Genomic DNA, 18,606 nt, shown 5'->3' on the forward strand with positions numbered 1-18,606 from the left:
ACTACACGGATCCGGGCGAGACCCAGGTGACCTTCACCAATGGCGCCAGCGCCGGTGATGCCGACAGCTTCTCGATCACCACCCAGGCCAATCCGGCGTCGAACTCGACCACCCGCCAGAAGCTGGTGTCGCAGTTCAACGGCATCCTCAGCGAGATCGACAAGCTCGCGCAGGACACCTCGTTCAACGGCATCAACCTGATCAACTCCTCGTCTTCGAAGCTCACCGTCGCCTTCAACGAGAAGCGCGATGCCGCCAGCAAGTCGGAGCTGATCATCCAGGGTGAGAACCTCACCTCCTCGGGCCTCAACATCACCAAGACCGTCAGCCTCAACGACACTGAGGCGAACCAGGCTCTCGACGAGCTCTCCAAGGCGCTGATCACCCTGCGCGAGGCCGGATCCAAGTTCGGCTCCAGCCTGTCCACGGTGCAGATCCGCAAGGACTTCACCAAGGCCTCGATCAACACCCTGCAGACGGGTGCCGACAACCTGGTGCTGGCCGACACCAACGAGGAAGGTGCCAACCTCCTCGCCCTGCAGACCCGCCAGCAGTTGTCTACCACGGCGCTGTCGCTGTCCTCGCAGGCCGACCAGGCCGTGCTACGTCTCTTCTAAGGTAAATACTAGGCAAACATTTCCTGGCGGCGGGATTCCCGCCGCCTTTTTTGCTTCAGGACACCTTAAAATCTTGCCTGAATCACTTCGTTGTGCGAGTATTCGAACATGGCACTGAAGATCGAACTGCGGCCAAGGGAAAGGTTTATCGTCGGGTCCACCGTGATCACGAACGGGGATCACCGGACGCATATCTTCATCGAGGGCAGCGAACCGATCCTTCGCGAGAAAGACATCTATACGGCGGAAACGGCAAACACCCCCGCCAAACGGATCTATCTTGCTGTGCAGCTCATGTATCTCAACCAGGATATCGAGCGACACAGGAAGGTCTATTTCGACCTGGTGAACGACTTCATTCAGGCGGCACCGAGCACCATCGGCCTGATCGACGCCGTCAACAATGAGATCTTAACCGGTTCTCTCTACGCTGCCTTGCGACGGGCGAAGGAACTGGTCGAGTACGAACGGGAACTGATCGCACATGCACAATCTGGCCACCGCAGCATATCAGCAGACGACGCAATCGACCGTGAGCCCGCGCGAACTGGAAGCCACACTGCTTCTCAAGGCGGCAGCCAGGCTTCAGGCGGTCAAGGATGACTGGGGCACCGAGGGCGGCCCCGTCTCTCTGGACGAGGCGCTGTCCTACAACCGCCGTCTCTGGACGATCCTGGCGACCTCGGTGACGAGCAACGACAACCCGATGCCGCTGGAGATCAAACAGAATCTCGGTTCGCTCGGCGCCTTCATCCTCAAGCACACGCTTGATGTGATGACAAATCCGAGCCCGGAGCGGCTGACGACGCTGATCCAGATCAACCGGAACATCGCCCAAGGCCTGCGCGGCACCTGACCGGCGCCGCCTTTGCAAGATCCCTTCGAGAACGCCGGCCTTGGGCCGGCGTTTTTCGTACTGGGCAGGCGGGTGGCCGTATGGCCCGCATCGGACCAAAGCGCCGAGATGCTGACCCGTCGCGCCTTGAAATTGCTCAGGCGCCGCACGGGCTTGGCTAGAGCCAAGCACACCGACAGTTGGTATCAGACGTCAGGCCACGAGCAGAAACCCCGGCGAACCGTGTTCGCCGGGGTTTCTGCAGGTAGGTTGAAGCGACGACCCAGAAAAGCGCCGCCGACCCGATCAGCCGGCGGTCCCGTTACAGGTACTTCGACAGCGACAGTTGCAGCATGATGCTGGTTGCCTGGTAGCTCACTTCCAGATTGGTCCGCAAGGTCAGGAGCTTGGCTGCCACCTCCTCCCGATTGACCCCTTCGATCCCGTCGACGATCAACTGGAGCGCGCCCTCTTCGACCCGGTGCCGCTCCTTGGCATCCGCCACCGTCCGCTGGACCGCCGCGAATTCCATATGGTTCTTGCGGATGCCCGACGCATCCGCGCCATTCGGCGTCAGCACCGCGTTGGAGCGATCAGCCATCGCCTGATAGAAGCGCTGGTTCTCGGGCTGGGACGGCGAGAAGTCGGAGGCGACAAAGGCCGCGAGAGCTTGCACCACCTGGCGATAGCCGTCTTCGTTGGCGCGGGCGCCGTACCCGACCGTCAGATTCTCGTCGATCGTCGCCTTCATGTCCGCCCGCGGACTGCCGGGGGAATTGTCGCCGACATACCAGGCGACCGTATCGGGCGTGCCGTCGCGCAGGGACGTTGCCGTCGCGAAGTCGCCCGCATTCGGAACCACCCGCGCCTGCGGCAGGTAGCCGGGCGGCACCGGAGACTTCGGCGCGGTGTCGAAGAACGCATCGGAGGCACGCATGGTCGAAGCCGCCTTGAGTTCCGTGCCGGCCAGCGTCTGCAACGCAGTGTCCAGCGCGGCCTTGAAGTTCTCCGCCGTGTCGGCGGGGGTCGCCCCGCGCTGGAAGGTGAACTCCGGGTCCTGGGATGCTCCCTGGACGCCGATCGTGATTTCCGTCTGTGTCCCATCGGGCAGATTGACGAAAACCCGGATACCCTCGCCGGGTTCCGGCTGTCCGGTGAAGTCGACCTCCAGCGACGCCGGCGGTCCCGCCGTCTGTGTGACGGAGGCATTGCTGAGGCCGGACGAGACGTTGTCGATCTTGAAACCGAACGGGTGGTCACCGTCCTCGGCAAAGGTCACCTGGCTGCCGACCACCGCAGTCGTGGTCCGCCCGTTGCCGAGCGCACCGAGATCCGCCTGATTGTACTCGCTGATCACCGTCTGCAAGCCGGCATAGTTGCCGTTGCCCGCGAGAATGAAGTCGAGACTCTGTACCGGCAGCGTGTCGGCCGTCTTGCCGGAGAACAGGTAGCGGCCGCCCACATCGGTGTTGAGATGCGCCATGAACTCGCGCAACGCGATCTCCGCCGACGTCTGGCTGGAGGTGCGGCCGTTGGAGAACAGCTCGAAATTGTTGCGATCTGTCGTGGCCTTGGCTTCGATGCGGATCGCCTCCAGGCGCCCGCTGGTCTTGTCGAGAGCATCCAGCCGCAAGCCGGCGATCTGGATGGTCTGCCGATAGACCCCGACGGACGAGAGCTGCTGGCGGATCGACAGGTTGAGCACCCGCTCGGATCCCAGCCCGCCATAGGTTTCCGCCTTGAGGCCGGTGCCGAGCTGGCGCTGCAGGTCATCCATCTGCGAGCGCAGGGCCGTCAGGTAACTGACCTGCCGAGGCAGCGTAAAGCTGTTGCTGTACGGATTGATCGCCATGGCTCTCGCTAGCTCCGCATCAGGATATCGAAGAGTTCTCTCACCACCTGCATCACCCGCGCATTGGCCGCATAGGCATTCTGCAGGGTGACGAGATGCGCCAGTTCCTGGTCGACATCGACCTTGGAACTGTCGTCAAGACGTGTCTTCAGGTTCTGGGTTACCACCTGCTGGCCGGCCAGAGCCGCTTTCGCCTGGGCGGAACGCCCGCTTTGATGCGAGACGCTGGCGGTGACGAAGTCGGCGATGGAGCCCTTGAAGACGGAGCTGCTGCCGCCGATCCGGGTGCCCGGCGAGAAGGCCGTCGACGTCCCCTTCAGCTTGTCGAGGATCGCCTGCGGCCGTGTCGCATCGCCGGTGGCGACCCCGGGCGCATACTCGACGAGCAGCGCCGGGTCGTTCAGGATCTCCTGCGACACACGGATGCGCGAGGCGAAGCCGGTGGTGTTGGGTCGCCCGTCCGCAATCCCCGTGAACGCGCTGCCATTGTCGTCGACGAAGAGCGAGAACGCATCGCCAAAGGCCGAGGAACTCCCGGCGGTTTCCAGGGCGCTGAGCCGCTCGATACGAACGCTTCCCGGTGCCGTGCTCTCCAGCCGAAGGGTCGAGCCGCCCGGAGCGGAGGCTGCGAAGGTGCCCGCACCGATCCGCGGATCGGCGTCGAGAGCCGCCTGGATATTGGCGGCGATGGTGGTGTAGTCGCCGCTGGAGAAATCGACAGCCAGGAAGATGTCGTTGGAATCGTTGGTTGCCGTCAGGGCCGGCGGGGTCGGACCATCGCTGCGATAGATGGTGACCGACTTGGTTCGCCCGGTGGCGAGATCCTTGTACTCGAAGCTGAGACTGTCGCCCGGCTGCAGGTTGGCAAGATCGACCTCGTAGCCGGTCTGAACGCCGGCATCGATATGAGGCGTTCCCTGCTGCTCGTGCGTGGAGAAGGCGCGGGCGACGGCTGCGGCGATCTCGTCGAGCTGGGTCTGGGCATGCACCAGCGCCTCGTCGCGCATGTTGATGAGGCCGGCAATCGACCCGCTGCGCAACGTCCGTGTCGAAAGCAGGTCGATCTGACTGCCCTCGGAATTCTCCAGGACCAGCGTTCCAACGCCCCGCAGGTCGCCATCCATCGAATAGAGCGCGTTGGAATTGACGCTGCCGCGGGCATCGAACTTCAGCTTCATCACGTCGACATCGTAGAGCAGCGTGCCGCCACCCATGTGGATGCGGACGCCGCCTTGCTCCGTCGGCTTGACCGTGATGTCGATATATCCCGCAAGTTCCTCCAGCATCGTGTCGCGCTTGTCCATCAAGCCGACGGGGGCAGACCCGTCCTGCGAGGAAGCGACGATCTGGCGGTCGAGCTGCTGAATGTCCGCTAGAAGCGCATTGACCCGGTCGACCTGGTCGGCGATCTGGTACTCGACCTCCTGCCGCATCGACTGGATGTCGTTGGACATCGAGTTCAGCTTGCCCGCCAGTTGCTCCGCCATGCGCAGGACTTCGAGCCGGTTGGAATAGTCCTCCGGCCCCGAGACAAGGTTCGACATCGATGCCAGGAAGGCATTGTAGGAGTTCGACAGCGAGCCGGCATCGCCGATCGTCCCGAACAGGGTGTCGATCCGCGCCAGATATTGCTGCGAGACCGAGGCGTAGTTGTATTCCGCCAGCGAGGTGCGGTACTGGCTCTGGACCGCCACATCCAGGTATCGGCGCATGCTGTCGACATTGAGGCCGGTGATCCGGCCGTTGCCGTCATAGGCCGCCGAGGCGCTGATCGACTTGCGCGTGTAGCCGACAGTGTCGGCATTGGCGATGTTGCTCGCTGTCACATCGAGCTGGCGCTGGTTGTAGCCAAGCCCGATCAAAGCGGTATTGAGAGCGCTGCTCAGTCCCATGGCCTCACCCGGCGTTGGCCTCTCGGCGTCGCAAGGACCGGCTGGCGCAAAGACGCCAGCCGGCCGAATTCAGGCCCGCGTCAGCGGATCATGTTGATCGCTTCCTTCAGCATCTGGTCGCTGGAGCTGACGATGCGGGTATTGGCCGAATAGGCCTGCTGCGTGATGATCAGCTTGGAGAACTCGTCGGCGATGTCGGTATTGGACGCCTCCAGCCGCTTGCCGATGATCTTGCCGTTCGCCCCGGCGATCGGCTCGCCCGATTCCGGCGTCACCTCGAAGGCGCCGCCGCTGACGCGCTCCAGCCAGGCCTCGCCCGAGAACGTGACCAGCGAGATCTCGTAGAGTTCGCGGGTCCGGCCGTTGGAGTAGGAGGCGACCAGGCGGCCGGCTTCGGAAACCGTGACGCCGGTCAGGTCGCCGGCGGGATAGCCGTTCTGGATCAGCTTGGAGATCTTCGCGCTGCCGTTGCTGTCGGCGAACTGGGTCAGCGCATTGGTGCCGAAGCTGAGCGTGACATTGCCGACCGGCTGCCCGTCGACATTGAGGCCGGTCATCGTCATCGTATCGTTGGCCGGCAGCGTCATGCGGCCGTTGGCGCCGAACTGGGCATCGGAGACCTTGACCCACTTGTCATCGGTGCCGGTCGCCTGGGAATCCGCGAGATAGTAGAGCGACCAGGTGTCCGGCTGGGTGCCATCGTCCTCGAACGTCTTGGCCCAGCGCATCTGCACGTTCACCGGCGTGCCGTTGGCGTTGTAGACGGTGATGGCCTCGCCGGCGATCGAACTGTTGAGGAACGTGACCTCGTCATCGGCGGAAATGGAGTTGGCGCCGACCACATGGGTGGCGGGCGCGCCGTCCGGCGCCACGCCGGTGGAGGCCTTGGTCAGGGAGCTGTCGAGCGTATCCGATCCGCCGGCCAGCTTGGTGCTGGTCTGCGGCGTGGTCGGCAGGTTGCCCTCGTAGTTGATGCGGTCGGTCACCACCGCCGGGATCACCGAGGTATCGATGGTGATGATCGAGGGAACCGAACCGGAGACGTTCTTGGTCACCGGATCGATCGGCTGCCCCATCAGGTAGTAGCCGGCGCCGTTGACCAGGCGCCCCTCCTTGTCGACCTCGAAGTCGCCGCGGCGGGTGTAAAGGTCGTTGCCGGTGAAAATGGAGCGGCCGTCGACTTCGCCGGCCCGGCTCTGCACGACGAAATAGCCGCTGCCGTTGATGCCCATATAGGTGTCGACCTGGCTCTGCTGCAGGTCGCCCTGAATGCCGTTGGTCGCCCGCGACGTCGCCGAGACCGTGCCGGCCAACTGGTTGGGCTGCGCGCCCTTGCCGCCGCCGACCAGATCGGAGAACGACGTATCGAGCCGCTTGTAGCCGACGGTCGCCGAGTTGGCGATGTTACCCGAGATGTTCTCCAGCGCACGAGCCTGCGCGGAAAGGCCGGACACGGCCGCGTTCAATGCACCAAAAACACCCATGTGAACCTCCAGAACGGATCGGATGGCGTGGCGAGGCCCGTCGAACGGACCACGCTCTTGCCTCCCGAGTTCGCAAGTGTCGTGCCAGTTCCGGAAAACTCCGCAACTCATTGAAAGAAAAGGAAACAGGCATTTGAAGAGGACAGGCGCCGGGGTCTGGCCGGCAGCTTTGTCCTCCCTGCCCGGCAAGTCCTGCCGGGCAGGGTCGGCAACCGGGCAGCTCTTGCGCAGCACCGTCCCGCCCCATACTGTGCCGCGCATTGGGATCGTTCTGACGGGAAGACACATGCGTTTTGAAGGCACGTCCGGCTATGTCGCCACCGAGGATCTGCGGATTGCCGTCAATGCGGCGATCGCACTGCAGAGGCCGCTGCTGGTGAAAGGCGAGCCGGGCACCGGAAAAACCGTGCTGGCACAGGAGATCGCCGCAGCGCTCGGGGCGAACCTCATCGAATGGCACATCAAGTCGACGACCAAGGCCCAGCAGGGTCTTTACGAGTACGATGCCGTCTCGCGCCTGCGCGACAGCCAGCTCGGCGATGACCGGGTCCACGACATCGCCAACTACATCCGCAAGGGACGGCTGTGGGAGGCCTTCACCGCCGACACCCGTCCGGTGCTGCTGATCGACGAGATCGACAAGGCGGATATCGAGTTCCCCAACGACCTTCTGCGCGAACTCGACCGCATGGAGTTCCACGTCTACGAGACCGGCGAGACCATCAGCGCCCGCCAGCGTCCGGTGGTCATCATCACCTCGAACAACGAGAAGGAACTGCCCGACGCGTTCCTGCGGCGCTGCTTCTTCCACTACATCACCTTCCCCGACGCCCAGACCATGTCGGACATCGTCGATGTGCACTTCCCCGGCCTGAAGCAGGAGCTGCTGCGCGAGGCGCTGAAAGTGTTCTATGACCTGCGCGAAACGCCGGGCCTGAAGAAGAAGCCCTCCACCTCGGAACTGCTCGACTGGATCAAGCTGCTGCTGAGCGAGGACATCGACGCGGCAACGCTGCGCGAGCGCGACGGGCGCAAGCTGATCCCGCCGCTGCACGGCGCCCTGCTGAAGAACGAACAGGACGTGCAACTGTTCGAGAAGCTCGCCTTTCTCAGCCGGCGCGACGGACGCTGACCCGATGGCGCGCCGGCAGGTCCCGCTTGCCGCTTCGCTCTTCGCCCTGCTGCTCCTGACGGCGGCCTGGTCGGCCCCGGCCATGGCCCAGGACAAGGGCACGGATGCGGGCTGGACCAACGTGATCAACGGCATGCGGCACTTCACCGGCCTCGTCTGTCCGGACAAGCTGGCATCGCTCAACCGCACCCGCGTGCTCTCCGGTTCGGCCGACCGGCATGCCGGCTGCGTCTATCAGAATGCCGAAGGCATCTCGGCGGTGCTGCGGACCCATCCCTCCGGCGCCGGCGAGCAGGCGGCGCGCGCATTCCGCGACCGCTTCCACGCCGCCGGTTTCAAAACGGCGGAGATGACCGGCGCGGCCGCCAGCGGCATCTCCTTCCTGACCGGCGCGCGCGGCGGCAAGGAGCGATGCGAGACGCTGTGGCGCTTGCGGAACGGCAGCGCCGATTTCACCCTGTGGATCGCCTACTCGCTCCCGGACGAAACCGGCGAAATCGGCGCGCTGGTGGCAGCCTTCGCCCGGCTGCTCGCCTCGCGCTAGAGCCCTTTCGGCCACGCTGAACGGCACAGAGACAGCGGCGACATGGATTTTCCGGACGCGCGGCGGCCGGCTTGCGGTTAGACTTGCCTGCATCGTTCACTGACGGGAGCCACTGCCGCCATGCTGCGCCTGCTGTTGCTGAGACATGCGAAATCGGACTGGGGCCAGCCGGGCCTGTCCGACTTCCAGCGCCCGCTCAACGAGCGGGGACGGCAGGCCGCCCCGGAGGTCGGGGCCCATATGGCCCGGCACGGGCTGCAGCCGGCGCGCATCCTGTGTTCCAGCGCGCAGCGCACCCGCGAGACGCTGGCCGCCCTGCTGCCCGCCTTCACCGGCGAGGCGGACATCCACGTCACCAGGGCTCTCTATGACCAGTCCGAGTTCGGCTATCTCGGGCTCATCCGCAGCCTCGGCGGCGCCGCCCGCAGCCTGCTCGTCGTCGGCCACAATCCGGCGACCCAGGACACCGCCCTGTCGCTGATCGGCGCCGGCAATCCGGCCCTGCGCGAGGCGATCGGCGCGAAATATCCAACGGCGGCGCTCGCCGTGATCGACTTCGACGCGTCCGCCTGGTCCGCCGTCGAACCCGGCTCCGGCCGGGTCGTCGCCTATTGCCTGCCGCGACACCTGTCCGGGACCAGCTCCCTGTCCGCGCTGCCGGAGGCAGCCAATGACGGTGTGCCGGCCACAGACCGCTGAACCGGCCTTGCGCTTGCAACGCAAGGGCCGCTTCCCCACATGGGCTGGCGGAGACACACCGTGACGCGACGCAGCTTCCTCACCCGCGTGACCGACGAGGTCCGCTATTCCATCGAGAACATCGCCGAGACCGCGTCGACGCTGGGAACGCCGACGCTGCGGCTCGGGGTGACCGGCCTGTCGCGCGCCGGCAAGACGGTGTTCATCACCGCGCTGGTGCACAACCTGATCCATGGCGGCCGGCTGCCGCTGTTCGAGGCCGCCGCCGGCGGGCGGATCGCCCGCGCCTATCTGGAGCCGCAGCCGGACGACAACGTGCCGCGCTTCGATGTCGAGGCGCATGTCGACACGCTGTTGAAGGAACGGATCTGGCCGCAATCGACGCGGCAGGTCTCGGAACTGCGGCTGACCATCGAATTCGACTCCGCGCATTTCCTGTCGCGGGCGCTCGGCCGCGGCAAGCTGCATCTCGACATCGTCGACTATCCGGGCGAATGGCTGCTCGACCTGCCGCTGCTGGAAAAGGACTTCCGCACGTTTTCCGCTGAGGCCCTGGCCCGTGCCAGGGAGCCGGGGCGCGAGGCGGTCGCAGCCCCCTATCTCGAAATCCTTGCCGAGACCGATCCGGCCGCGGAGGCCGACGAGCCGCAGGCCCGGCGCCTTGCCGCCGCCTATACCGACTATCTGCGCGCCTGCCGCGAGGACGAGCGGGCGCTCTCCATGCTGCCGCCCGGCCGCTTCCTGATGCCGGGCGACCTGGAGGGCTCGCCCGCCCTCACCTTCGCCCCGCTCGACCTTGCCGGCCATGACGGCCCGCTCAAGCCCGGCTCGCTGGGCGCGATGATGGAACGCCGCTATGAGGCCTACAAGAAGCATGTGGTGCGGCCGTTCTTCCGCGACCACTTCGCCCGCCTCGACCGCCAGATCGTGCTGGTCGACGCGCTCAACGCGCTGAATGCCGGGCCCGCCGCGCTGGCCGACCTGGAGGCCGCGCTGGCCGAGATCCTCTCGGCCTTCCGGCCCGGCAAGGTGGCGCGGATCTTCTCGATCTTCGCCCGGCGCATCGACCGGATCCTGTTCGCCGCGACCAAGGCCGACCATCTCAACCGCGCCGATCACGACCGGCTGGAAGCGATCCTGCGCCGCCTCGTCGGGCGGGCGATCGAGCGCGCCGAATATGGCGGGGCCGAAGTGGACGTGCTGGCGCTCGCCGCAATCCGCGCAACGCGCGAGGCGAGCCTCACCCATCACGGCGAGACGATGCCGGCGATCCTCGGCACGCCGCTCACCGGCGAGCGCGTCAACGGCGAGACCTATGACGGACGCACGGAAATCGCGCTGTTTCCCGGCGACCTGCCCGACGATCCGGACGTGCTGTTCGCCGCCGACGCGCCGGCCTCCTCGGTGCGCTTCGTGCGGTTCCGCCCGCCCGAGCTCCAGGTGACCGCCGAGGGCGTCAAGCTGTCGCTGCCGCATATCCGTCTCGACCGCGCCCTGCAGTTCCTCATCGGAGACCGGCTGGCATGACCTCGAGAGACGACGGCCTGCGGCGGGACCGCAAACCGGCCGCCTTCCGCCTGGACGACGCCCGCGTGCGCATGAGCGCGGAGGACGACGTGCAGCCGACCCTGTCCGGCGAGGCGCGGATCGTGCCGACCCGCGAGGGCGAGATCGCCGGGCTGCCGGCGCCCGAGCGCAAGGCCGGCATCCGCTGGGGCCGCTGGTTCGCCATCGGCCTCGGCGGCCTGGTGTCGCTGGCGGTGGGGCTGTCGGTCGACGCGCTGATCCGCGACCTGTTCTCGCGCACCGACTGGCTCGGCTGGCTCGGCATCGGCCTTGCCGCGCTGGCGGCGCTCGGCGCCCTCGGCCTGATCCTGCGCGAAATCGTCGGGCTCCTGCGCCTGCGCCGCATCGACGCCCTGCGCCGGACCTTCGCAGAGTCGGCGGAAACCGACGACCAGGACAAGGCCCGCGCGGGCCTGCGCGAGCTCGTCGCGCTCTATGGCGAGCGCCCGGAAACCGCCCGCGGGCGCAATGCCTTGAGCGGCCATATGCGCGAGATCATCGACGGCCGCGACCTCGTCGTCCTGGCCGAGCGGGACCTGCTGAAGGAGCTGGACGCGCGCGCCGTGCGCATCGTCAAGGACAGCGTCAAGCGGGTGTCCGTCGTCACCGCGATCTCGCCGCGCGCCGCCCTCGACCTTGCCATCGTGCTGATCGAGAACCTGCGGATCATGCGCCGCCTCGCCGCGCTCTATGGCGGCCGTCCCGGCCTTCTCGGCTTCCTGCGGCTCGCCCGCCATGTCGGTGCGCATCTGGCGATGACCGGCGGCATGGCGGCCGGGGACAGTCTCGTGTCGCAACTGCTCGGCCACGGCCTTGCCGCGCGGCTCTCCGCCCGCCTCGGCGAGGGCGTCGTCAACGGGCTGCTGACCGCCCGCGTCGGCATCGCCGCCATCGAGGTCTGCCGCCCCGTCCCCTTCATCGGCAAGCCGGGGCCGGGCGTCTCCGACGTGATGGGCGAGCTGTTCCGCGCCGACCCGGAAGCCAAGGCCTTGCTGGAAAAGGCGGACGCGCAGGCGAAGGACGCCCGCCCCTGATCCGGCCGCCAGCCAAACGCCGGCTCGACAAGCGCCCGCGTTCTCCCTAACCTTCGCCCATGTTCCTGACCTTCCTGACCAATCTGCGCGCCGCCGGCCTGCCCGTCTCCTTGCGGGAATATCTGACGCTGCTGGAAGCGCTGAAGGCCGACCTCGCCGACAAGAGCGTGGAGGATTTCTATTACCTCTCGCGCACCTGCCTGGTGAAGGACGAGGCCAATCTCGACCGCTTCGACCGGGTGTTCGGCCAGACCTTCAACGGCCTGGAGCTCGGCGGCGGCGGCGACGGCACGCAGGCGCGCGAGCTGCCGGAGGAGTGGCTGCGCAAGCTCGCCGAAAAGCACCTGACGGAGGAGGAAAAGGCGCAGATCGAGGCGCTCGGCGGCTTCGACAAGCTGATGGAGACGCTGCGCGAGCGCCTCAAGGAGCAGCAGGGGCGGCATCAGGGCGGCAGCAAGTGGATCGGCACGGCCGGCACCTCGCCCTTCGGCGCCTATGGCTACAACCCGGAAGGGGTGCGCATCGGCCAGGCGGAAAGCCGCCATCGGCGGGCGGGGAAAGTGTGGGACAAGCGCGCCTTCCGCGACCTCGACGGCACGGTGGAACTGGGCACCCGCAACATCAAGGTCGCCCTCAAGCGGCTGCGCCGCTTCGCCCGCCAGGGCGCCCATGACGAGCTCGATCTCGACGACACGATCCGCGCCACCGCCCATCGCGGCCTGCTCGACATCCGGATGCGGCCCGAGCGGCGCAACGCCGTGAAAGTGCTGCTGTTTTTCGACATCGGCGGGTCGATGGACGACCATATCCGGGTCTGCGAGGAACTGTTCTCGGCCGCGCGCTCCGAGTTCAAGGTGATGGAGTATTTCTACTTCCACAATTGCCCGTATGAATTCGTCTGGAAAAACAACGCGCGCCGCCATTCCGAGCGCATCCCGACCTTCGATGTGCTGCACAAGTACGGCCCCGACTACAAGCTGATCTTCGTCGGCGATGCCTCGATGAGCCCCTACGAGATCGCCTATGCCGGCGGCTCGGTGGAGCACTGGAACGAGGAGGCCGGCTCGGTCTGGGTCGAGAGGCTCGCCGGCCACTACGCGCGCAGCGTCTGGCTCAACCCGGTCGCCGAACGGCACTGGGGCTACACCCATTCGATCCAGATGATCCGGGAACTGATGGGCGGGCGCCACTATCCGCTGACGCTGAACGGGCTCGAAGCGGCGATGAAGGAACTGTCGCGCTAGCGAAGCGGGGATAGGCGCCGAACTCTCCCCGGCTGAGCCGCGCAAGGCGGCCGGCTTGTCCCCGTTTTCGCGTTGAAACCGCCCTGAACGGGTAATCCCCGGCCCGAAGCGCTCTCCCCGCACCGTCCCCGCCGGGATCCGTCAGGCGCCGCCGGTCTCCGCGATCCTCTCCCCCGCCTGTCCCCGCGCGAGAGAGAGCGCGAAATTGCGCGAGATTGCGAAAATCGTCGCAAATTTCGAGACTCGGACATCAAATCCGTCTCAATTCGCCGCAAACCGGCGCAAATTTCGAGAAATCGGCGATTTTCGCCAAGGCACGCCGGGGATAGGCTTCGCCGCCGCTGAAACCAGCACCGGCGGGACGCGGAAGCGGCTCGCCGGGCGCACTGTCAGTCGCCGAAGTAACGGCCGGGCGTGACGCCGAAGGACTTCTTGAACGAGGCGACGAAGGCGCTCGGCCCCTCATAGCCGAGCCGGTCGGCGACCTCGCCGACGGAGAGGCCCTGCGACAGCCACTCGACCGCCTTCATCAGCTTGGCCTGCCGCCGCCAGGCGCGGAAGGAGAGCCCCGTCTCAGCCGGAAAATGCCGCTCGAAGGAGCGCAGCGACAGGTTGGCCCGCGCCGCAAGGTCGCTGGCCGAAAGCTCGGCGGCCGGATCGTCGATCAGCGGGCGGATCGCCTCGCGCAGGCGCGGCTCCTCCGGGATCGGCAGATGCAGCGGCGCGACGCGCGAGGCGGCGATCTGGTCGACCAGCACGGCCGTCAGCCGCCCGGTCGGGCTGTCCGGGTCATAATCCGGCGGAGAAGACATGAAGGCGAGGATCAGCTCCTTGAGCAAGGGCGTCACCTGCACCACGAAGGGCGTTTCCGGCATCGCCGGCAGGCCGTCGGGCCGCATGTAGAGAAAGCGGACGTCGGTCTCGGTGTGATAGGTGGAATGGTGGACGATGCCGGGCGGGATGAAGATCGCCCGCTCCGGCGGCACGACGAAGCTGCCGCCCTGCGTCACCACGGTCACCGACCCGCGCAGGATATGGAAGAGCTGGGCCCGCTCGTGCATGTGCGGCCTGGTCACGGCGCCGGGCCGTTCGGTGCCGATGAAGGAGATGATCGGGTCCGGATGGTCCTCCGGAAACTTGTTGAGGCGCAGCGGATGGATCACGGGATCACCGATATCGGAAGGCCAGGCCCCAGCATACAGAGCGCGCACCGCCCGCGCCACGCCTGAGAGGGCGAACGGCACCGGCGTTTTCGGTCCCGGCCAGTGGAAATGCAAAAATAAAAACCCGAATGATCTGCAAAAATATTTCAGATAATAAAATAGAAACCCGGAAAAACGTGCTACACTACGATCATCGTCATGATTGGAACTCAATTCGGCATCATGATGAATTCCGCAATTCAAGAGTCGCCCGAATTCAAGAGATATCCGAATTCAAGTTGCCCGAATTCAAGTTGCCCGGCAGAAATCGATAGCCACCGGGCTCGCCGCAGCGGCACCACCAGACAACAGCACGACGACCGTTCCCGGATCGCCTGGCCCCGGATCGCCTGGCCCCGGATCGCCTGGCCCGACCCGGAAGATGCCGGGCCTCCATTCCAGGCCGTGAAGGTCGACACCATGACCACGCGCACCACGCCAACCGGCGTCCGTTTCCAGGGCTCCTTATCTGTTGTCCGGCGTCGTCGAGCCGCAGCCGCCGGGCGACGACCAGGTCGACCGGGAAGAGGCGTTGATCGGGGGCCTGTCCTGGATCGCCCGGAGACGGGTCGGCACCTTCATTCACCTGCCGGCAATCGGCGTGCGGGCAGCGATCCGGCAGTTGGTGCCGATCGACCCGGCCGAGACAGATGCCGTGACCGAAAAGGAAACTCGGAGATGACAGCAACACTCTTCACCCGGCGCAGAGCCGGTCCGCCCGCCGCCGAACAGGGGCCGCACCTGCTAAGGGTCGGACAGGACGTCCGCCTCAGGACCCTACGGGGCAGGCAGGCGAGCAAGGGCGATATCTACCGCATCACCGGCGTGATGCCCGTGGAGGCCGGCGCTCCCCAATACCGCATCCGCAACGCCGAAGAGAACCACGAGCGGGTGGCGATGCAGGATGAACTGGAGCCGCTCGACACGTCCGGCTCCGGCGCCCAGGCGAGCTTGATGGAAAGGACGTTTGGACATGGCCAAGGGACAAAAGCGTAGCACCCGGGAAATCCGCAAGCCCAAGCAGGCGAAGACGGAGGCGAAACCGGAGATCCCCTTCGCCAACCGGGTCAAGCTCTCCACCATGGAGGCCGCCCCGCGCCAGAAGGGCAAGGGCTGACGATCGGGCGGCCTGCCTGCGGAAAGCGGCACTTTCAAAGGCTACCGAAGAAGGCGCGGCGGAATGCCTCTCCTTGCGTCTTCCCGCGTCTTCCCGGACAAGCATCGCGAGATCCGGGAACCATTGGCACCCTCGGCAGGCATGAGGTGTGAAAGCCCCTCCCCGGCGTCGTGCCGGACGAGGCCGAAGGCCGATGATCCGGGAGCCATTGGCACCCTCAGCCGGCGTGGGACGGGAGGGGCGGCCGTCGTGCCGTCCTCTTCGCGCCTACCTCTGTCTTCGTCATTCCGGCCAAGCGAAGCGCGAGCCGGAACCGGGGAGCCACGGCGGTTGCGGGTTCGTTCGAGAGCGCACCCCATAGGCTCTCGGCTCTCCGATCCCGCATCTGCGCTTCGCTCCGTGCGGGATGACGAAAGGCGGGGGCGGAGCGCGGGAGGACGCGGGGCGGGAGCGCATCGCCACCTTCCCGGCTGTCACGCCTGCGCAGGCAGGCGTCCAGTATCCGCTGGTGGTCGTGGTGACACCTCGGTGGAGACTTGCGCAAGGCAGCGCCGAACCCCAAGCCGCCCGACCTGTGGTTACTGGTTCCCGGTCTCCGGCTGCGCCGGAACCGGGATGACAACCTGTGGGTGGGGTTCGCGCGGGCGCGTCGTCGCCACCGCTCTGGCAACGAATAGCCCCCGGCTCTCCGGCTGCGCCTGCGGCCGGGGTGACCTCGGAGGGTGGGTCGACGGCGGTCGGATGATCACCGAAGGGCGAAGGCACGGCCGTGCCCCTCTCTCAGGACGTCGTCCCGGGCAAGCGAAGCGCGACCCGGGAACCATTGGCACCCTCAGCCGGCGTGGGACGGGAGGGGCGGCCGTCGTGCCGTCCTCTTCGCGCCTACCTCTCTCTTCGTCATTCCGGCCAAGCGAAGCGCGAGCCGGAACCGGGGAGCCACGGCGGTTGCGGGTTCGTTCGAGAGCGCACCCCATAGGCTCTCGGCTCTCCGATCCCGGCTCTGCGGCCGGGATGACGCTGGGAGAGAGCGGTGCGGGATGACGCGAGGAGGGGGCGGAGCGAAGCTAGCCGCCACCGGCGTTTGTGGTGGGATTGGGGAGCGCCGTCGAGAGGGCCTCAGCGCGCCTTTCTGGCCTGGCCGGGCGGCGTTCCGACAACGCGCTTGTAGGCGCGGCTGAAGGCGGCCTGCGACTGATAGCCGAGACGATGGGCGACCTCCTCGACCGGCAGCCGGTCGCGGGTCAGCCACTGCGCGGCAAGACGCATCCGCAGGGCGGCGACATAGCGCAGCGGCGTGGTGCCGGTGGCGGCGGCGAACCGCTCGGCGAAGACCGAGCGCGAACTGCCCATCGTCGCGGCCATGTCCACAAGGGTCCAGTTGCGCCCCGGATCGCGGTGCAGCGCCGCCAGCACCCGGCCGAGGCGCGCATCGCGCAAGGCCGCGACCCAGCCGGTGGCATCGCCGCAGCCGCACTCGACCCAGGTGCGGATGACCGAGACGGCAACGACCTCGGCGAGCCGCGCCAGGATGCTGGCCGACCCCGCCCGGTCCCCCGTCATCTCGCGCTCCATCGCATCGAGCAGCGGCCGCACCTCCGGCTGCTGGCCCGTCGGCGCGCTGACGAGGAGAAATTCCGGCATCAGCTCGATCAGGGGATGCAGCGTGTCGAGCTCCAGTTGCATCCGGGCGGTGAAGATCAGCACGTCGCGGGAGCGGCATTGCTGCTCCTCCAGCGCGTCGACCCGGCAGATGCCCGGGCATAGCGGGACGGCCTCATAACTGTCGAACGGCCGGATATCGACCCCCGGTCCCGAGACGATGGCATGCGCGCCGCCGCGCGGCAGCAGCACCGCATCGCCGCAGGAAATCGGCATCCTCTCGCCGGACGGCGTCCTGAGCACCGCGGCGCCATGCGCGACGAAGTGGAACCAGGCTTCCCGCGCCTCGGCAAAGCCGATGCCAAAGGGCGCGGAAAACCGCAGCCTGCTGTAGCTGGCGCCGCGCAGCCGCATGCCCATCAGCAATTCGCTGACGGGATCGGGGAGCGGCGATTGTTGAATTCCGGACGATCGGTCAAGCATGGCGGAAATTCTGGCATGGATCGTCTGGGAAATCCAGCCATCTTAGGGACAACTCTCTGACCACGGGTGGATCCCACAGATGACTGACAGACATACCGCTGCCGGTGCGCCGGCCGCCTCCATGGCGCCCGCCTGGGCCGCCGTCTTTTCCATGAGCCTCGGCGTCTTCGGCCTGGTCGGCGCCGAATTCCTGCCCGCCAGCCTGCTGACCCCGATGGCTGCCGATCTCGGCATCACCGAGGGCCTTGCCGGCCAGGCGGTCACCGCCACGGCGGCAATGGGCGTGGTCGCCAGCCTGACCGTCGCCGCCCTCACCCACCGCATCGACCGGAAGCTGGTGCTGATCGGCTTCTCCCTGCTGCTGATCGTCTCCAACCTGATCGTTGCCTTTGCCGGCAGTGTCGAGGTGCTGCTGGCGGGCCGGCTGCTGCTCGGCGCCGCGCTCGGCGGCTTCTGGTCGCTCTCAACTGCCGTCGTCATGCGCCTGGTGCCGGAAGCGAGCGTGCCCAAGGCGCTGTCGATCATGGTCTCCGGCGTCTCGGCGGCGACGATCTTCGCCGCCCCGGTCGGCAGCTATCTCGGCGATCTGGTCGGCTGGCGCCTGGTCTTCGCCGGGGCCGCCGGACTGGCGGTCGTGGTGCTGGCGGTGCAACTGGCGACCCTCCCCGCCCTGCCGCCGCGCGGCCGCTCGCGGCTCTCGACCCTGGCCGTGCTGATGTCGCGCCGGCACATCGCCCTCGCCATGCTGGCCGTGCTGATGGTCTTCGCCGGGCATATGTCGCTGTTCACCTATATCCGCCCGTTCCTCGAGACCATCACCGGGATCGGCGTCACCGCCATCTCCGCGACGCTGCTGGCCTTCGGCATCGCCTGCTTCGCCGGCAACTATCTCGGCAGCCTGCTGGTCGCCCGCTCGCTGCGCCTGACGCTGGCGCTCGCGCCGCTCGCCATTGCCACCCTGGCCTTCCTGCTCACCAATCTCGGCGCCAGCTTCCCCTCGGCGCTCGCGATCATCACGCTGTGGGGCCTGGCCTTCGGCACGGTGCCGGTCGCCTGGTCGGCCTGGATCTCGCGGGCCGTCGCGGACGAGGCGGAAAGCGCCGGCGGGCTGCTGGTCGCGGCGATCAACCTCGCCATTGCCGCCGGCGCCGCCGTCGGCGGCCTGGTGCTGGACCTCAGCGGCGTCACCAGCGTGTTTCTGACCAGCGGCTCGGTGCTGGTGCTGGCGAGCCTGACCGTGCTGGCCGGGGTCCAGACCGGCCGGGCACCGGCGCGGGCCTAACGTCAGGATCTGAGCCCCCGCTTC

The 18,606-nt window shown here is 66.9% G+C and carries 18 protein-coding genes; 13 read left to right on the forward strand and 5 right to left on the reverse strand.

The features are described from left to right. The 3 genes from TSB10P1A_RS01485 to flaF all read left to right on the forward strand — a co-directional run. On the forward strand, window positions 1-617 hold a 617-nt coding region (locus tag TSB10P1A_RS01485), incomplete at its 5' end, for a flagellin (protein WP_256376638.1). A 108-nt stretch (window positions 618-725) separates the two neighbouring features. Further along, window positions 726-1,220: a flagellar biosynthesis repressor FlbT gene (gene flbT, locus TSB10P1A_RS01490; RefSeq protein WP_186386137.1), complete on the forward strand. Its 495-nt coding sequence runs from the start codon at window positions 726-728 to the stop codon at window positions 1,218-1,220. Continuing rightward, a complete protein-coding gene (gene flaF, locus TSB10P1A_RS01495) occupies window positions 1,150-1,473 on the forward strand; it encodes a flagellar biosynthesis regulator FlaF (protein WP_244292915.1) in 324 nt (107 codons plus the stop codon). The genes flbT and flaF overlap by 71 nt, the downstream gene beginning before the upstream one ends. A gap of 301 nt (window positions 1,474-1,774) precedes the next feature. On the opposite strand, the gene TSB10P1A_RS01500 is transcribed toward flaF, so the two are convergent. The 3 genes from TSB10P1A_RS01500 to TSB10P1A_RS01510 all read right to left on the reverse strand — a co-directional run bounded on the left by TSB10P1A_RS01500 (window position 1,775) and on the right by TSB10P1A_RS01510 (window position 6,680). Beyond that, on the reverse strand, window positions 1,775-3,304 hold the full coding sequence (locus TSB10P1A_RS01500; RefSeq protein WP_186386139.1) for a flagellar protein: 1,530 nt from the start codon (window positions 3,302-3,304) through the stop codon (window positions 1,775-1,777). Window positions 3,305-3,312: 8 nt separating this feature from the next. Beyond that, on the reverse strand, window positions 3,313-5,196 hold the full coding sequence (gene flgK / locus TSB10P1A_RS01505; RefSeq protein WP_186386140.1) for a flagellar hook-associated protein FlgK: 1,884 nt from the start codon (window positions 5,194-5,196) through the stop codon (window positions 3,313-3,315). A gap of 80 nt (window positions 5,197-5,276) precedes the next feature. Beyond that, a complete protein-coding gene (locus tag TSB10P1A_RS01510) occupies window positions 5,277-6,680 on the reverse strand; it encodes a flagellar hook protein FlgE (protein WP_186386141.1) in 1,404 nt (467 codons plus the stop codon). Between the two features lie 286 nt (window positions 6,681-6,966). Here TSB10P1A_RS01510 and TSB10P1A_RS01515 point away from each other — a divergent pair, with 286 nt between their 5' ends. The 6 genes from TSB10P1A_RS01515 (at window position 6,967) to TSB10P1A_RS01540 (ending at window position 12,899) form a co-directional block, all read left to right on the forward strand. Beyond that, a complete protein-coding gene (locus tag TSB10P1A_RS01515) occupies window positions 6,967-7,812 on the forward strand; it encodes a MoxR family ATPase (protein WP_186386142.1) in 846 nt (281 codons plus the stop codon). 4 nt (window positions 7,813-7,816) lie between these two features. Beyond that, window positions 7,817-8,356 (forward strand): hypothetical protein, encoded by a 540-nt coding sequence (locus tag TSB10P1A_RS01520; protein ID WP_186386143.1) that lies wholly within the window; start codon window positions 7,817-7,819, stop codon window positions 8,354-8,356. 120 nt (window positions 8,357-8,476) lie between these two features. Further along, entirely contained in the window at window positions 8,477-9,055 is a 579-nt protein-coding gene (locus tag TSB10P1A_RS01525; protein ID WP_186386144.1) for a histidine phosphatase family protein, read from the forward strand. A gap of 60 nt (window positions 9,056-9,115) precedes the next feature. Then, window positions 9,116-10,582, forward strand: coding sequence for a YcjX family protein (locus TSB10P1A_RS01530; protein WP_244292917.1), 1,467 nt, complete (start codon window positions 9,116-9,118; stop codon window positions 10,580-10,582). After that, on the forward strand, window positions 10,579-11,655 hold the full coding sequence (locus tag TSB10P1A_RS01535; protein WP_186386146.1) for a YcjF family protein: 1,077 nt from the start codon (window positions 10,579-10,581) through the stop codon (window positions 11,653-11,655). Before TSB10P1A_RS01530 ends, TSB10P1A_RS01535 begins: the two co-directional genes overlap by 4 nt. Window positions 11,656-11,714: 59 nt before the next feature. Continuing rightward, window positions 11,715-12,899: a VWA domain-containing protein gene (locus TSB10P1A_RS01540; RefSeq protein WP_186386147.1), complete on the forward strand. Its 1,185-nt coding sequence runs from the start codon at window positions 11,715-11,717 to the stop codon at window positions 12,897-12,899. Window positions 12,900-13,288: 389 nt separating this feature from the next. On the opposite strand, the gene TSB10P1A_RS01545 is transcribed toward TSB10P1A_RS01540, so the two are convergent. Then, a complete protein-coding gene (locus TSB10P1A_RS01545; protein WP_186386148.1) occupies window positions 13,289-14,062 on the reverse strand; it encodes a helix-turn-helix domain-containing protein in 774 nt (257 codons plus the stop codon). 511 nt (window positions 14,063-14,573) lie between these two features. On the opposite strand from TSB10P1A_RS01545, the gene TSB10P1A_RS01550 reads away from it, so the two are divergent. Genes TSB10P1A_RS01550 through TSB10P1A_RS01560 form a run of 3 tightly spaced genes read left to right on the forward strand, consistent with a single transcriptional unit; the run spans window position 14,574 to window position 15,218 of the window. Then, window positions 14,574-14,783: a hypothetical protein gene (locus TSB10P1A_RS01550; protein WP_244292919.1), complete on the forward strand. Its 210-nt coding sequence runs from the start codon at window positions 14,574-14,576 to the stop codon at window positions 14,781-14,783. Beyond that, window positions 14,780-15,097: a hypothetical protein gene (locus TSB10P1A_RS01555; RefSeq protein ID WP_186386149.1), complete on the forward strand. Its 318-nt coding sequence runs from the start codon at window positions 14,780-14,782 to the stop codon at window positions 15,095-15,097. Before TSB10P1A_RS01550 ends, TSB10P1A_RS01555 begins: the two co-directional genes overlap by 4 nt. Beyond that, window positions 15,075-15,218, forward strand: coding sequence for a hypothetical protein (locus TSB10P1A_RS01560; RefSeq protein ID WP_186386150.1), 144 nt, complete (start codon window positions 15,075-15,077; stop codon window positions 15,216-15,218). The genes TSB10P1A_RS01555 and TSB10P1A_RS01560 overlap by 23 nt, the downstream gene beginning before the upstream one ends. 1,116 nt (window positions 15,219-16,334) lie before the next feature. Here TSB10P1A_RS01560 and TSB10P1A_RS01565 read toward each other — a convergent pair. After that, window positions 16,335-17,300, reverse strand: a complete 966-nt coding sequence (locus TSB10P1A_RS01565; protein WP_186386151.1) for an AraC family transcriptional regulator — start codon at window positions 17,298-17,300, stop codon at window positions 16,335-16,337. Between the two features lie 79 nt (window positions 17,301-17,379). Here TSB10P1A_RS01565 and TSB10P1A_RS01570 point away from each other — a divergent pair, with 79 nt between their 5' ends. Continuing rightward, window positions 17,380-18,582, forward strand: a complete 1,203-nt coding sequence (locus tag TSB10P1A_RS01570) for an MFS transporter (RefSeq protein WP_186386152.1) — start codon at window positions 17,380-17,382, stop codon at window positions 18,580-18,582. Window positions 18,583-18,606: the final 24 nt, after the last annotated feature.

This window comes from Stappia sp. TSB10P1A, from assembly GCF_900185725.1.
Taxonomy (GTDB): domain Bacteria; phylum Pseudomonadota; class Alphaproteobacteria; order Rhizobiales; family Stappiaceae; genus Stappia.

Bases quoted from the DNA above. Each gene is read 5' to 3' on its own strand.
- flbT (WP_186386137.1), top strand. From the start codon at position 726: ATGGCACTGAAGATCGAACTGCGGCCAAGGGAAAGGTTTATCGTCGGG.
- TSB10P1A_RS01500 (WP_186386139.1), bottom strand. From the start codon at position 3,304: ATGGCGATCAATCCGTACAGCAACAGCTTTACGCTGCCTCGGCAGGTC.
- flgK (WP_186386140.1), bottom strand. From the start codon at position 5,196: ATGGGACTGAGCAGCGCTCTCAATACCGCTTTGATCGGGCTTGGCTAC.
- TSB10P1A_RS01510 (WP_186386141.1), bottom strand. From the start codon at position 6,680: ATGGGTGTTTTTGGTGCATTGAACGCGGCCGTGTCCGGCCTTTCCGCG.
- TSB10P1A_RS01515 (WP_186386142.1), top strand. From the start codon at position 6,967: ATGCGTTTTGAAGGCACGTCCGGCTATGTCGCCACCGAGGATCTGCGG.
- TSB10P1A_RS01520 (WP_186386143.1), top strand. From the start codon at position 7,817: ATGGCGCGCCGGCAGGTCCCGCTTGCCGCTTCGCTCTTCGCCCTGCTG.
- TSB10P1A_RS01525 (WP_186386144.1), top strand. From the start codon at position 8,477: ATGCTGCGCCTGCTGTTGCTGAGACATGCGAAATCGGACTGGGGCCAG.
- TSB10P1A_RS01535 (WP_186386146.1), top strand. From the start codon at position 10,579: ATGACCTCGAGAGACGACGGCCTGCGGCGGGACCGCAAACCGGCCGCC.
- TSB10P1A_RS01540 (WP_186386147.1), top strand. From the start codon at position 11,715: ATGTTCCTGACCTTCCTGACCAATCTGCGCGCCGCCGGCCTGCCCGTC.
- TSB10P1A_RS01555 (WP_186386149.1), top strand. From the start codon at position 14,780: ATGACAGCAACACTCTTCACCCGGCGCAGAGCCGGTCCGCCCGCCGCC.
- TSB10P1A_RS01560 (WP_186386150.1), top strand. From the start codon at position 15,075: ATGGCCAAGGGACAAAAGCGTAGCACCCGGGAAATCCGCAAGCCCAAG.
- TSB10P1A_RS01565 (WP_186386151.1), bottom strand. From the start codon at position 17,300: ATGCTTGACCGATCGTCCGGAATTCAACAATCGCCGCTCCCCGATCCC.
- TSB10P1A_RS01570 (WP_186386152.1), top strand. From the start codon at position 17,380: ATGACTGACAGACATACCGCTGCCGGTGCGCCGGCCGCCTCCATGGCG.